This is a genomic window from Microbacterium sp. Z6_144 (assembly GCF_057197625.1).
The window spans coordinates 1,349,070-1,363,416 of the sequence record NZ_JBXVPT010000001.1 but is presented as its reverse complement, the minus strand read 5'-3'; the positions used below and the strand labels follow the sequence as shown (position 1 = coordinate 1,363,416).

Genomic DNA, 14,347 nt, shown 5'->3' with positions numbered 1-14,347 from the left:
CCCGTCAGGATGTCTCGGCGAGCTCCATGATGCGGTCGCCGCGGCGCGCGAAGACCGCCGCACCGATCGCGACGCCTGCCAGCAGGACGATCACACCCGCGGCCACCCCTGCCCACAGGGCCGGCATCGCGTAGGACACGTCGTCGCTGACGGTCAGCCACCCCCACCACAGCGCCGGGGCGCTGAGGACGATCGCGCCGATCATCACCAGCGCCTGCGAGATGCCCCCGCCGGCGCCGGTGCGCTGAGGCTGCTGGAAGGGGCTGTCCCCGGGGTGCGACACGGCGTAGGGCGCGGCGGCCGAGGCGATGCTCGAAAGCCCCAACCCCGACAGGAACAGCGCCGCGCACACGCCCGCGAGGGCCGGGAGGACGGCCCAGCGACCGTGCACCGCAGCCGCGACCGAGACGGCGATGGCGAGAACCGGAACCGCGATCAAGACGATCGGAACGAGCCGCCCCACCCGGTCGGCCGCACCCCGCACACCGCTGGCGATGTGCATCCAGATCGCGGTGGAATCGTAGGCGACGTCGTTGTGCGGCATCCATCCGAAGAACAGCGCCAGAACCGGAACCGGCACCAGCGCCGCGATGGCCACCGGCACCCCGGCCACCAGGAGGGGCACGACAGTCAGGAGCGCCGCAACGGGCACGACGAGGATGTTGACGAGGTAACGGCGGTCGCGGAACCAGTACACCAGGCTCCGCGCGGCCACCACTCCCCCGGGCGTACCCGGCGTGACGGCGAACCACCCGAGCCCGCCGCGCTCGCGGACGGCGACGGGTCGCTCGACGCGCGTGAGCATGTGGTGGACCAGAGCCGCCCACGCCGCCGCGAGGACCAGCACGGTCACGACGGCGACGACGAGCGAGACGGCCACAGCGCTGCCCGACTGGAAGGGCAGGCCCCACGCCGCCCCCAGCGGCGTGAGCGCCAGCACACCGGCCGCCTCCCGAAGCTGCGCGGGCACGGCGCCGCGCCATTCGAGGGAGGCGAGGAACACCCCCACCGGCACGACCACGACCAGCACCCCGACGAGGAACACCCCGGTCAGTTCGCGCGAGCGACGCTCGCGCACCACGAGGGCCGCGACCGCCTCGCTCACCCGCGCCAGAAGCGTGCAGGTGAGCACGCTGAGCACGACGGATGCGCCGCCCAGTCCTGGCGTGGCACCCTGCGTACGCCACATGAGGGCCGCGCACACCGCGAGAGCGAGCACGACCAAGATCGGCACGCTGATCACGCCGGTGACCGCCAGCGCCGCCGCGAGCGGGCCGGGCGGCAGGCCGACGACGGCGAACCGCCGCGGGTCGAGCGGGTCGACGGCGCCGAGGACGAGCGGGGCCGCGAAACCCAGGGTGATGGCCGACCCGCCGAGCACCGTGACCACGTGCGCCGCGGCCGTGGAGGCATCACGGAGGCTCAGGATGGCGATCCCGGCCACCGCAGTGGCCGCGGCCAGGACGATGAGTCCGACGGTCATCCGCAGGACATGACGCCGGTCTCCTCGCAACGCGCCGAGGAGGGTGGCCAGTCTCAGTCGGAGAAGGCGTGCAACCACTCCAGCCCCTCCACGTCGCCCATGCCGCCGGACAGTTCGAGGAACCGATCCTGCAGCGTTCCGGCGCCGCGCACCTCTTCGACGGTTCCCTCGGCGAGCACCTCGCCGGCCACGAGCACCGCCACCCGGTTGCAGACCCGCTCGACCAGTTCCATGCCGTGGCTGGAGAGGATGACCGTGCCGCCGTGTGCGACGTAGGTCGTGAGGATCTCCAGGATCACCGCACTGGAGACCGGGTCGAGGGATTCGAAGGGCTCGTCGAGCACGAGCAGGCGCGGCGAGTGGATCATCGCGCCGGCGATCATGACCTTCTTCGTCATCCCGGTGGAGTAGTCCGACACTGACCGACCGAGCGCGTCGGTCAGGTCGAAGGCGCGGGCGAGGTCGAAGATCCGTTTCTCCACGACCGGCGCCGGCAGTCCACGAAGAACCCCGTAGTAGTACAGCAACTGGCGACCCGTGAGGCGATCGAACGTGCGAAGACGGTCGGGGAGGACGCCCATCACCCGCTTGGCCTGGGTCGAGCGCGTGCGCGCGTCGAGACCGTTGACGGTGATGGTGCCCTCGTCCGGGCGCAACAGCCCCGCGATCATCGACAGGGTCGTGGTCTTGCCCGCGCCGTTGGGGCCCACGATCCCGTAGAAGGAGCCTGCGGGGACGGTGAAGCTCACCCCGTCCACCGCGCGCGTGCCGCCGAAGGTCTTCCCGACGCCATGGAGGACCAGAGCGGGAACGGCGCCGTCGGCGTCGACCACCGGCTCCTCGAACACCGTGGCGAGGGCGGCGTCGTCGGACCCGGGTTCCGGCTCCGGTGCGATCTCCGGCTCGGGCGCGGGTTCGACGAGGACGTCCGGCTCCGTCACCTCGACGAGCTCCGGCTCCCTCTCCGCGACCAGTTCGGGCTCCGTCTCCGCGACGAGCTCCGGCGCGGTCTCCGCGACCAGTTCCGGCTCCGTCTCCGCGACGAGTTCCGGCTCGGTCTCCGCGACGAGTTCCGGCTCGGTCTCCGCGACGACCGCCGGCGCGGCCGGGACGGGGGGAACGGGCGGAAGCGGAGGGCGGGGCGGGATGACCAGCCCGGGCGGCAGCGGCGGGGGCGGTCCGGGCGGAACGACGTCCGCCGCGTCCGTGGCCGGGTGCTCCGCGGGGGCGACGGCCACCGCGTTCGTCGGCTCCGACTCGGTGGTCACCACATCCGCAGGCTGCGCCTCGGTCATCACCGCATCCGCGGGCTGTGCGATCGTCGCCTGCGCGTCGCTCACCGAGCGTGCGCGCGCGGCTGACGGCCGCGGGGCGGGCTTCTTGGTGGCGGGCTTCCGCGCCGCCGCGGGCTTCTTCGTGGCGGGTTTCTGCCCCTCGGCGGACGTCGAGGCGGGCCGGGCGATCGTCGGCCTCTTCGGAGCAGGCTTCTTCCCGGCCGGGGCAGCCGGGCGCGCGGACGCGCCCGTTCGCGCAGGCGTGCGGGGCTTGGGGGGCTTGGGGGGCGTCGTGGGAGCCGCCTCCGCGTCGATCTCCGCATCGACGTCCGGGGGCGAACCGTCAGGCAGCGGCAGCGAGGCTGTCATCCGTCCAAACTATCAAGGTCACCCCGTGCACCGACCTGGTGTTCCCCTGTGAGACGGGGACACCGCGGGTCACGAATCGGCAACGGGTGAGGGATATTGTGCACCCTTCCAGCCATTATCGCTACCATGAGGGGCGCACAAAGGAGTGGCATTCCGGTGAACCGGAAGTGAACCAACCTCAGGAGCAACAGTGTCCCCTCAGATCGTCATCCTCGCCGCCGGCCTCGGCTCACGGCTCGGCCGAAGCCTTCCCAAGCCCCTCACGGAGCTCGGTGACGGTCGCAGCATCATGCAGCAGCAGCACGACAACGTCCACGCTGCCTTCGGCCCCGGCGCGCGGATCCTCACCGTCGTGGGGTATCGCGCCGAGACGATCGTCGATGCCTTCCCCAAGGCCGACTACGTCTACAACGAGCGCTACGACCAGACCAACACATCCAAGAGCCTCCTGCGCGCCCTGGCTCAGACGGGCAAGCGCGGCGTGCTGTGGATGAACGGCGACGTCGTGTTCGATCCGCGCATCCTCGGGCGGGCCATGCCGTTCATCGAACGCGACCAGTCCTTCGTCACCGTGAACACGGCGAAGGTCAGCGACGAAGAGGTCAAGTACACCGTGAGCTCCGAAGGGTTCATCAAGGAGCTGTCGAAGACCGTCGTCGGCGGGATCGGCGAGGCGGTGGGGATCAACTTCATCTCCGCCCGTGACAAGAGGGCGTTCCAGCGCCAGCTCGCCCGCGTGGGCGACCAGGACTACTTCGAGCGCGGCCTCGAGTTGGCCGTCGCCGAAGACGGCCTGCGCCTGGAGCCGATGGACATCTCCGACCTCTACGCCGTCGAGGTCGACTTCGCCGAGGACCTCGAGCGCGCCAACCTGTTCGTCTGACGACGCACGGGCACCCTGCAGACGCTCGTCATAGGATCGCCGTGATGAGCGACAAGGTCCACCGCATCCACTCCCTTCCGCAGGACGCACCCTGGTCCGGCGGGCTGCCGCCCGTGGGATCGGAGGAGCATCCGCGCACCATCCGCGCGCTCGACCGGGTGCTCGCCATCCAGCGTCCGGCCGTGCTGGCCCACCTCCGCAGCATCCGCCTCCGCCACCCGGATGCGTCGCCGCTGGAGATCGTCGGGATCCTGGAGCGTCGTTACCTCGCCGCCGTGACCGCGGGAGGCGCAGCGGTGGGCGCCACCGCCGTCGTACCCGGGGTCGGCACCGGCGTGACCCTCGCCCTCAGCGGGGCCGAGACCGTCGGGTTCATCGAAGCGACGGCGCTGTTCGCGCAGTCGATCGCCGAGGTGCACGGCATCGCCCTGGTCGATCCCGACCGCGCGCGCGCCTTGGTCCTCACCCTCATGCTCGGCAAGGAGGGCGTCGACCTTCTCGCCCAGCTCGCCGGGCAAGCCGGCGGGCGCGGCCCGACGCGGGCGGGCTACTGGGGCGAGATGGTGACCAAGACGCTCCCACGCGCCGCCGTCGGTCCTCTCGTGGACCGTCTGAAGTCCACCTTCATCCATCAGTTCGCCATCCGCGGCGGTGCCTCCTGGGTCGGGAAGGCCCTCCCCTTCGGAATCGGCGCCGTCGTCGGCGGGGCGGGAAACCACATCCTCGGTCGGCGCGTCCTCGTCGGATCGCGCCGGGCGTTCGGCGTTCCCCCGGTGCGGCTTCCGGCCGAACTGGAGCCCGCGCCCGGCACGCGCCGGGTCGAACAGTCCGCCCGCGCCGGCGCGCAGCGCATCGGCGGAGCGGTGGCCGGTGCCGCCGGTAGCGCCGCGCGCGGGGTCGCGTCGGCGGGCCGGACGGTCGGCGAGGCGACCCGCCGCGCAGGTGGCGCCGCCCGGCGGGCGTTCCCGGGGCGCTCGTCCTCGCCGGAGGGCGAGGACGGCGGATCACCCCGCTGATCAGTCCTCGATGTGGGCCTCGTCGCCGTCGTCGATGTCGTGTTCGGCGCCGGGCCGCGAGTGCCACTGCTCCCAGCGCTCCATGAGGGTCTCGATCGCCGCGGTGAAGCGGCCGCTCGCCGCCCCCGGGGCGGTGTCGCCGAAGTAGTAGCGCACCCAGTGCTGCAGCCGTGCCACCGACTCCGGGTCGGCCAGGACGCGGTCGGATTCGGCGACCACGGCTCCCGCATCCGCAGCATCCAGCCACTCGCACGCCGACAGGTATCCGTGCGTGTCGACGACCGCCTCGGGGTCGGCCGGCCGCGTGATCAGGAGCGGCTTGTCGGCGGCGAGGCGGTCGTAGACCATCGCGGAGATGTCGACGATCGCCAGATCGGCCACCGCCAGCTGCCACCCGAGTTCCGCACCGGCGTCGTGGACGTGGTTCGCGCCGGGGTCGGCGGCGTTGGCGGCCTCGAGCGCCGCGATGATGCGGCGGTTCGCTGCACCGTACTCGGGGTCGACGACGCCCGAACGCGGGTGCGGGCGATAGACCACGCGGTGACGCCCCGTGGCCAGGAGCGCCGAGACGAGGGCTTCCCCGTGCGAGCGGATCGATCCATAGTGCGCCGACGGGCGATCGCCCTCCCACGTGGGGGCGTAGAGCACGACGGTGCGGTCGTCGGGGGTGTACGGCAGGGCCCCGGAATAGTGGTCGGCCTGGGGGCGGCCGATCGAGAAGGTCCGTGCGTCGAGGTCGTAGTCCCACAGCACCCGGTCCAGCCGGTCGCGTGCGGCATCCCCGGCCACGAAGGCGTAGTCGTACGCCTTGAACTGATTGGTGGCCATGTACATCTTGTCGGATTCGCCGTGGTTGATGAACACGTGCCAGCGGTGTCCGTACCGGAACATCTGGAAGTTGCGGGTGTTCTGGTTGACGTAGAGGACGACGCGGATGTCCTGGGTCGCGACGAACTGTTCGAGGTCGCGCACGGAGGGCACGTACGCCACCGGCAGGGCGTCCTCGGCCATGAGCGCCCGCGCGCCGAACGCGGAGCGGGCCAGCACGACGACGGGCCAGCGCTCGGCGATGCCGGCCAGCGGCTTGTACCACTGACGCATCTGGTACATGTTCACCCCGCCATCGGCGAAGTACACCGCGATGCGATAGTGGTGCGGCGGATGCGGCGGCTGCGTCTGCACCACGCGGCGCACCGCGGCAACGGCCCCCCGGTTCGACAAACCCTTGCGGAAAAGGCTCCACGCGAGCTTGACGTCACTGAGCAGTCGCATCCTTCCAGCGTACCCAGGCGGCGCCGTGACATGATCGACGGATGCATGTCGCCGCTCCTGGACGCAGGGATGCGCCGGTCCCCGCGGACGGAGCCGGCGTCACGTTCGTCATGCCGGTCCTCAACGAGGAGCGGTACCTGCGGCGGGCCGTGGAGACGGTCCTGGCCCAGGATGTGCCCGGCCCGGTCGAGCTCGTCCTGGCACTCGGTCCGTCCTCCGATCGCACCGCCGAGATCGCCCGCGCGCTCGCCGACGAAGACTCACGGATCCTCCTCGTGGACAACCCCGCAGCAGACATCCCGATCGGGCTGAACCGCGCCATCCGGGCGGGCCGCTACCCGACGATCGTGCGCGTGGACGCCCACTCCGAGATCGCGCCGGACTACACGCGGCGCGCTCTGGCCACTCTCGCCCGGGTGCGGGCCGCCAACGTGGGCGGAGTGATGCACGCCGAGGGGCGAACGCCCTTCCAGCGCGCCGTCGCCCGCGCGTACAACTCCCCCATCGGCCTCGGCGGCGGCGCGTACCACGGCGGCACGAAGGAGGGACCGGCCGAATCGGCGTACCTCGGCGTCATGCGCCGCTCCGTCCTCGAGGAAGTGGGCCTGTTCGACGAGTCCATCCGCCGCGGCGAGGACTGGGAGCTCAACCTGCGGATCCGCCGCGCCGGGTACCGCGTGTGGTTCGACCCGGAACTGTCCGTGGTCTATTGGCCCCGCGAGAGCTGGGTTCGTCTCGTCCGGCAGTTCCGCGCCACCGGGGCGTGGCGGGGCGAGCTGGTTCGGCGCTACGGCCGCCGCAACTCCCTGCGATTCTTCGCTCCCCCGGCGCTCGTCGCCGCCGTCGGGCTGAGCGCCGCCGTCGGGGCGTTGCAGGCCACCCGGGTCATCACCGGACCGTCGTCGCGGATCGCGTCGGTGCTACACCTGCCGGTCGCCGCCTACGCCGTGCTCATCGGCGGGGTCGCGGCGGGACGCGGGGGTGGCAAGGGATGGCGCGACAAGGTGTGGACGCTGGCCGTTCTCCCCACGATGCACCTGTCGTGGGGAGCGGGATTCGTCGCAGGTCTGTTCACCGGCGCGCGCGACACCGTCGACACGTCGCGGCTGGACGGGCGCAACACCCCCCTCCCCTGATCGCGCACCGCAGCACCCCGAGCGGGCCCTAGGTCTTCCTCACCGCGTGAGGCCGTCGGCCGCATCCTCGACGAGTCGCTGGTCCAGGATGCGCGCCACCACGCGCTCGGCGGCGCGGCCGTCGTCGCGGGCGTTGAAGGTTCTCCGCCAGCGGTCGTAGCGATCGGCGTGATCGGCGGGATCGCCGTCGCGGATGGCGGCGAGCAATTCTTCCTGGGTGCGCACGACCGGCCCCGGAGCCGCGTCGACGAGGTCGAAGTAGAAGCCGCGGAGTTCCCCGCGGTAGTGCGCCATATCGGGCACCAGGAAGTACATCGGCTTGCCGGTGACGCTGAAGTCGAACATCACCGAGGAGTAGTCGGTGATGAGAGCGTCGGCAGCGGTGAGCAGACGTGAGGTGTCGGGGAATCCCGTGACATCGATCACCCGCGGTCCTTCGGCGTCCTTGCCGGAGAGGATCGTCCGGGAGTGGCCGCGGACGAGGACGACCGCCCCCAGTTCGTCGGCGAGCGCGGCCGGATCCAGGAAATCGACGATCTCGTCCCGGTCGTCGCGCCACGTCGGGGCGTAGAGCAGCACGCGAGCGTCGGCGGCGATGCCGAGATCGCGGCGGGTCGCCGATCCGTCGTCCGTGACCAGAACGTCGTTCCTCGGATATCCCTCCACCCAGATGGGGCGGCGGAAGAACGCATAGGCCTTACGGAGGATCCGCCCCGCATAGGGGTTCTGCGCGAGCAGCACGTTCCAGCGCCGGGATTCCTTGATCACGGCCGCCGCCCGGCGCGGGTCGAAGCCGGGACGGTGCAGGGCGAGGCGCTTGAGGGGCGTACCGTGCCACGTCTGGAAGACGACCTGCCCCGGACGGCGGACGAAGCGCCGGCGCATCCAGTCGTTGATCACCAGCAGGCGTGATGCGCCGCGGGCGCGCCACCACTGCGGGCTTCCCTCGACCACGGCGATCGCGCCGTCGGGGACCTGCACCGACAGATCGACGACGCTCCAGTACCGCGTGACGCCGGGTGCGCGGCGCGCCAGCTCCCGGTCGATCGCGAGCGGGTTGCAGCTGGCGTTTCGGCCGTAGAAGCTCTCGAAGAAGACCGCGTTCTCGAGCTCGTCACGCCCTGCGGCGTAGCGTCGCTCGAGGGCGTCCTGGCCCTCGCCGGAGTCGTACGCGGGGTCGACCGGCGGCCGGATCCGCACGTGGGTCCCGTCCCACGACGCCCGCAGCGTACCGAGCGCCGCCACCGGCAGCGCGGTGCCGGGTGGGTCGGTGTCGGTCGCCTCGCCGGGGTCGATCACGAGGGTGTACTCGCCCGAGGGAAGCGGCAGCTCAGGACCGCCCCAGCGGGACGCCGTCAGCGCGATGACCGCGCGCCACGTCTGCCCGTCACCGCTCAGGCGCGCGGCGGCCGAGGCCCGACGGCCCACGAGCGACACCGCGTCGGGGCGGGGGCCGGTGCCGGACACGTCCAGCGTTGCGACGGCATCGTCGCCGACGTGGAAACGAGCGTCGGTCATGGGGCTCCTCTCGTCGCGCCGAGTGCGGCGCGGATGGCTTCGTAGACCCTCTCGGTGTTGCGACCGTCGCGGAAGGCATGCACGCGTTCGCTCAGAGCGAACGACCGGGCGATGCGGTCACCGGGATCGCGGAGCACCGCCTCGAGCTGGCCGGTGAGATCGTCCCACGACGCGGACCAGTCCGTCCCCGCGACATCGGAGTACCGGCCGTACATCCCCCGCCGCGCGCGATAGTCCTCCAGATCCGGCGCGAGGTACAGCACAGGGAGGGGGACGAGACCCGCGTCGAAGGCCAGCGAGGAATAGTCGGTGACGAGCACGTCCATCCCCGCCAGGAGCGGCGTGACATCGCGCACGAGGTCGCTTCCCAGCGCACGGACGCGGTCGGTGGGGAACGGCGGGCGGTACTCCCCCGCGCCAAGCGGATGCGACCGCACGAGGAGCACGGCATCACCCTGCTCCAGCACGTCGACGATCGAGCGCCACTGCGCCGCCGTGGGCACGGCCGGGTCGGGCGCGCCGTCCCGCCAGGTCGGCGCATACAGCACGAGGCGGGTGTGGGCCTCGACCGGCCCCGCCGCCTGCGTGATGGCCGTCAGCGCCGCGGCGCGGCGATCAGCCGGTGTGCCGCGGGAGAGCACGTCCACGCGCGGCTCCCCCGTGACGGGAACACGCTCAGCCGGCAGATCGAACGCCGACTCGAGCCGCCCGCGCACGAGGTGGGAGGCTGCCGGCAGGATGCGGATGCGGCGCGTGGCGGTGGCGTACATCCGCCGGAGGAGAGCGCGCAGGAGGCGGGACCCCGGGAGGATGCGGCTGCGAAGCGTCTCCGGAGAATCCAGGCCGATGCGCTTGAGGGGGATGCCGTGCCACAACTGAACGATGAGGGCCCCCGACACGGCATAGCGGTTGACGTCGCCGAACCCATGCGTGATGACCACGACACGGGCCCGTGCCGTGCGCCAGAACCCGCGGAGACCCGCCTTGCGCACGTGCGGGATGCCGCGCCGGGCGGCATCCTCGGCCTCGTCGGCGCCGGCGACGAGCCACACCGCCCGTTCCCCGGAGGCGGATGCGTGCTCCCACAGCGCGAGCGCACCGTCGGCGATGCCCACGGCGCATCCGAAGACCCACTCGTCGCGCGAACGCGGGATGACGGCGGTGGCGATCCGGCCCAGGGCGTAGATCGGCATGCTCAGGAGCTTCCGCGCATTTCCCGCGCCGAACGAGAAGGACGCCACCCCGCGAGCCTATCGCGGGGTGGCGTCCGAGCCTGAGCGCCTACGGGGTGAGCTCGCCGAGGGTCACGTCCGCGGTCTGGGGCTCGCCGTCGCGCACGTAGGTCAGTGCGGCCTCCGCGCCGGCGGCCAGTGCCCGCACCTGCGCGGTGAGGTCCGTGGCGTTGGTGATCGGCTTGCCGTCGAACTCGATGACCACGTCCCCTTCGCGGAGCCCCGCCTCCTCGGCCGCGCCTCCGGAGACGACGTCGGCGATGTAGGCACCCGCGATGTCGGAGCCTTCGACCGCCGCCGCCGGCTGTACCGTCGCGCCGAGCAGGCCGTGTGTCGCCGAACCGCCCTCGATGATCTCGTCGGCGACGCGTTCGACGATGTCGGAGGGGATGGCGAAGCCGACGCCGATGTTGCCGCTCTGCCCGGACGACCCGCCCGCAGAGGCGATCGCGACGTTGACGCCGATCAGACGACCTTCGGAATCGACGAGGGCGCCGCCGGAGTTGCCCGGGTTGATGGCCGCGTCGGTCTGGATGACCGAGATGCTGATCGTCTCGGTCGATCCCCCCTGCTGGCCCTGGCCGAAGTCGAAGTAGAACGGCTCCTCCTGGCCGGGCACTTCGGCCTCGCCGTCGGTCTCCGCGTCGTCGGGGGCCGCGGCCGAGGCCACGGAGATCGAGCGGTTGAGCGCGCTGATGATTCCGGTGGTGACCGTGCTCGACAGGCCGAGCGGTGCGCCGACGGCCACCGCCTCGTCCCCGACGTTGAGGTCGTTGGAGTCGGCGAACTCGATGGGTGTCAGACCCGACGCATCCTGGAGCTGGATGACGGCCAGGTCGTAGACCGGGTCGGTGCCGATGATCTCGGCGTCGTACACCCGGCCGTCCGCCGTCGTCGCCGTGATGCGGGCGTCGGCGGTGGCACCGTCGAGAGTGACGACGTGCGTGTTGGTGACGACGTAGCCGTCGTCGCTCAGGATGACGCCGGAACCGGTGCCGCCTCCGCCGTCGCTGCTCGCGCTGATGGTCACCACACTGGGAACCACCCTGGCAGCGATCGCGGCGGTCTGGTTGACGTCGTCGGTGTCGTTGAGCGTGATCGTCTGCGGGCCGGTGACCGGCGAGGACTCTGATCCGCCCCACATGCTCAGTCCGGCGTAGGCGCCGCCCAGTCCCGCCGCTCCGCCCACGAGGGCTGCCGCCACGATCAGTGCCACGACCTTGCCGGCGCCGGACTTGTTGCGGGGAGTGGACTCCTCCTCGCGTGCGAGCGGAGTGGTCGGCTGGGTCGTCGCGGCGGCGGGGCCGAAGGCGTGTGCCGCCGGCTCACCGGCGTAAGCGGGTCGCGTGCCGTAGCCCGCCTGCGGCGTACCCGCGTAGGGCGCGCGCGGGGGCTGCGGTCCCCGTGGGGGCACACCCCACCCGGAGGGGGCCGGCGCGCCGTGCGGCGGCACGGCGCCGGGGTGCGGCGGCGTGGCCGCCTGCCCCGCACCGGGAGAAGCGGGCGCCGGGGCCGCTGTGGAATCCGCCGGCTGCGGCGCCGGCGTGACGGGGGTCTCGGTGGCGGGCGCGTCGGAACCGTCGTTCGGCGAGGATGCCGGGACGTGACGTTCGGGGCGCTCGCCCTGGTTGTCGCTCATGGGTGTGCTCCTTCTGTCAAGCGTGTACAGCCTGACTCCGGTTGCTGTGGTTTTTCTATGGTGCCGCCGGGATCCGACTATGCGACTAGCGTGAGGGGGATGCAAGAGATTCCGGGGGCCTGGCGGCGAGCTGCCGACGGTGCCGGCCTCCGCGCACCGGACGGATCGGTCGTACCCACCATCTTCGCCGAGATGAGCGCTCTCGCGGTGAAAACCGGAGCGATCAATCTCGGGCAGGGTTTCCCCGACGAGGACGGACCGGCCGTCGTGCTCGACGCCGCGCGGGACGCGATCGCCCACGGCGTCAACCAGTACCCGCCCGGCCGCGGCATCCCCGAGCTCCTCACGGCCGTCGCCGAGCACCAGGAGCGGTTCTACGGCCTCCGCCCCGACCCGCAGCGCGATGTCCTCATCACCGCCGGGGCGACCGAGGCGCTCGCCGCGACGCTGCTCGCGCTGCTGGACGGCGCCGACGACGAGGTCGTGGTGTTCGAGCCGTACTACGACTCGTACGCGGCGTGCATCGCGCTGGCCGGTGCCCGCCTCGTCCCCGTGCCGCTACGGTGGCCGGACTTCCAGCCCGACCTCGACGAACTCGCCGCCGTCGTGACCGACCGCACCCGGGTCATCCTGGTCAACGACCCCCACAACCCCACCGGTACGGTCTTCTCCCGGGAGGTCCTCGAGCGCATCGTGGAGCTGGCCGAGCGTCACGACGCCGTCATCGTGACCGATGAGGTCTACGAGCACCTGGTCTTCGACGGTGCGCATGTGCCCATCGCGACGCTGCCGGGCGCGTGGGATCGCACAGTCTCCATCTCCTCGGCGGGCAAGACGTTCTCGGTCACCGGGTGGAAGATCGGCTGGGTCACCGGCCCGTCGGCCCTCGTGTCGGCGGTGCTGGCCGTCAAGCAGTTCCTGACCTACGTCAACGGGAGTCCCTTCCAGCCCGCCATCGCCACGGGGCTCCGCCTGCCCGATGAGTTCTACACCGGCATCGCCGCGACCCTCCGGGACAAGCGCGACCTTCTCGGCGCGGGACTGCGCGCAGCGGGCTTCGACGTCTCCGTGCCGAGCGGGTCCTACTTCACGGTGGCGGATGCGGCGGCCGTGGGCGCCACGGACGCCGACGAGTTCTGCCGCGCGCTGCCGGCACGGGCGGGGGTCGTGGGCGTCCCGCTGACCGCGTTCGCCTCCGCCCCCCACCGTGGGCGCTACCGGACGCTCGTGCGATTCGCCGCGTGCAAACGCATCGACGTCCTCGAGGACGCCGCGTCCCGGCTGTCGCGCCTGAACGCCTGAGCCGGCTCCCGGTCAGGCCGGCTCGACGCGGAAGCGACGCAGCTTCAGTGCCGGATTCACCCGCCGCACGCGCTCCACGGCCTCGCGGTCCAGGTGGGCGACGGCCACGTCGGTGGTCGTACCGACCCCCGACGCGACCACGCCCTGCGGGTCGACGATGAGCGAGTTGCCCACGCCGAGGGGCGGCGGATGATCGGCTGCCGCGACGAACAGCGTGTTCTCGATCGCGCGCGCCTGGAGGAGCGTCCGCCAGTGGTGCTCTTTAAGGGGTCCGCGTACCCACTCCGCCGGCACGAGGATGACGTCCACGTCCGCATCCGCCAGCACGCGCGCCACCTCGGGGAACCTCAGGTCGTAACAGGTCATCAGCCCGAACCGCATCCCGCCGACCTGGAACGTCTCGGGGGGCGCGATGTCGCCCGCCTGCACCCAGTCCGACTCGCGCTGTCCGAACGCGTCGTAGAGGTGCAGCTTGCGGTACACCGCCAGCAGTCCCGTGCGATCGACCGCGACCACGGCGTTGCGGACGCGGATGCCGTCATCGGCGCTTTCCAGGAGCCCCGCGACGATCGTGACGTCATGCGTCGCGGCGAGACCGACGAGGGCCGAGACGAACGGGCCGTCGACGGTTTCGGCATTCTCCGCCAGCGAGGAGTCGAAGGGATCGATGAAGCTGCTGGAGTACTCGGGGAAGACGACAACCTGGGCGCCGCGCGCCGCCGCCCGGGCGACCAGGCCCCCGATGACGTCCACGTTCGTGGCGACGGAGGCGGCGGGCGCGAACTGCGCCACCGCTACTCCGACCGAATCGCCGCTCATGCGTCTCCCCCTCCGTCGCGCCGGACGCGGATCGCCACGGGCACCACCACCCACAGTACGAGGATGCGGCCGCCAGGACGACGAGCGCGAGCCGCCCACCCCCACCGCCCGCGTCCGTCACGCGGCCGGGGGCGGAGCAAGGCCCCTGCGGTTCCGTGATAAGCTTTTGATCGTGCCGCGGGGTGGAGCAGTTCGGTAGCTCGCTGGGCTCATAACCCAGAGGTCGCAGGTTCAAATCCTGTCCCCGCAACAAAGAATAGGCCCCGGATCAGAGATCTTCATCTCCGATCCGGGGCCTATTGCTCTGCCTGACGCGATGACGTGAGCGGGCGACCGGTGCGGACGCCCGCGGCCCGAAGCGCAAGGGGGTACGCGCCGGCGTGGCGTCGGGTAGAGACGTTCGC

11 protein-coding genes and 1 tRNA gene are annotated in these 14,347 nt (G+C 71.7%); 5 read left to right on the top strand and 7 right to left on the bottom strand.

The annotated features are described in order from the left end of the window. Positions 1-4: 4 nt before the first annotated feature. Positions 5-1,561, bottom strand: coding sequence for a hypothetical protein (locus tag AC2DGY_RS06625; protein ID WP_484508906.1), 1,557 nt, complete (start codon positions 1,559-1,561; stop codon positions 5-7). Beyond that, positions 1,537-3,126, bottom strand: coding sequence for an ABC transporter ATP-binding protein (locus AC2DGY_RS06620; RefSeq protein WP_484508905.1), 1,590 nt, complete (start codon positions 3,124-3,126; stop codon positions 1,537-1,539). Before AC2DGY_RS06620 ends, AC2DGY_RS06625 begins: the two co-directional genes overlap by 25 nt. 190 nt (positions 3,127-3,316) lie before the next feature. Between AC2DGY_RS06620 and AC2DGY_RS06615 the strand changes: the two genes are divergently transcribed. Beyond that, positions 3,317-4,009, top strand: coding sequence for a phosphocholine cytidylyltransferase family protein (locus tag AC2DGY_RS06615; RefSeq protein ID WP_484508904.1), 693 nt, complete (start codon positions 3,317-3,319; stop codon positions 4,007-4,009). Between the two features lie 44 nt (positions 4,010-4,053). After that, the gene (locus tag AC2DGY_RS06610) at positions 4,054-5,025 is read left to right on the top strand and encodes a hypothetical protein (protein WP_484508903.1); all 972 of its coding nucleotides are present in this window, start codon (positions 4,054-4,056) and stop codon (positions 5,023-5,025) included. Here the strand turns inward: AC2DGY_RS06610 and AC2DGY_RS06605 are convergent, their stop codons facing one another. Then, positions 5,026-6,297, bottom strand: coding sequence for a CDP-glycerol glycerophosphotransferase family protein (locus AC2DGY_RS06605; RefSeq protein WP_484508902.1), 1,272 nt, complete (start codon positions 6,295-6,297; stop codon positions 5,026-5,028). A gap of 41 nt (positions 6,298-6,338) precedes the next feature. Here AC2DGY_RS06605 and AC2DGY_RS06600 point away from each other — a divergent pair, with 41 nt between their 5' ends. Further along, a complete protein-coding gene (locus tag AC2DGY_RS06600; RefSeq protein ID WP_484508901.1) occupies positions 6,339-7,433 on the top strand; it encodes a glycosyltransferase family 2 protein in 1,095 nt (364 codons plus the stop codon). A 39-nt stretch (positions 7,434-7,472) separates the two neighbouring features. Here the strand turns inward: AC2DGY_RS06600 and AC2DGY_RS06595 are convergent, their stop codons facing one another. The 3 genes from AC2DGY_RS06595 to AC2DGY_RS06585 are packed head-to-tail and all read right to left on the bottom strand — an operon-like array spanning position 7,473 to position 11,822. Next, entirely contained in the window at positions 7,473-8,951 is a 1,479-nt protein-coding gene (locus AC2DGY_RS06595; protein ID WP_484508900.1) for a CDP-glycerol glycerophosphotransferase family protein, read from the bottom strand. Continuing rightward, positions 8,948-10,192: a CDP-glycerol glycerophosphotransferase family protein gene (locus AC2DGY_RS06590; protein ID WP_484508899.1), complete on the bottom strand. Its 1,245-nt coding sequence runs from the start codon at positions 10,190-10,192 to the stop codon at positions 8,948-8,950. The genes AC2DGY_RS06595 and AC2DGY_RS06590 overlap by 4 nt, the downstream gene beginning before the upstream one ends. Before the next feature lie 40 nt (positions 10,193-10,232). Then, positions 10,233-11,822 carry a S1C family serine protease gene (locus AC2DGY_RS06585; protein WP_484508898.1) on the bottom strand — a complete coding sequence of 530 codons (1,590 nt, stop codon included), beginning with the start codon at positions 11,820-11,822 and terminating at the stop codon, positions 10,233-10,235. 99 nt (positions 11,823-11,921) lie between these two features. On the opposite strand from AC2DGY_RS06585, the gene AC2DGY_RS06580 reads away from it, so the two are divergent. Next, positions 11,922-13,124, top strand: a complete 1,203-nt coding sequence (locus AC2DGY_RS06580; protein WP_484508897.1) for an aminotransferase class I/II-fold pyridoxal phosphate-dependent enzyme — start codon at positions 11,922-11,924, stop codon at positions 13,122-13,124. A gap of 12 nt (positions 13,125-13,136) precedes the next feature. On the opposite strand, the gene AC2DGY_RS06575 is transcribed toward AC2DGY_RS06580, so the two are convergent. Beyond that, entirely contained in the window at positions 13,137-13,943 is an 807-nt protein-coding gene (locus tag AC2DGY_RS06575) for a carbon-nitrogen hydrolase family protein (protein ID WP_484508896.1), read from the bottom strand. A gap of 176 nt (positions 13,944-14,119) precedes the next feature. Between AC2DGY_RS06575 and AC2DGY_RS06570 the strand changes: the two genes are divergently transcribed. Further along, positions 14,120-14,193: transfer RNA gene (locus tag AC2DGY_RS06570), tRNA-Met, on the top strand. Positions 14,194-14,347: the final 154 nt, after the last annotated feature.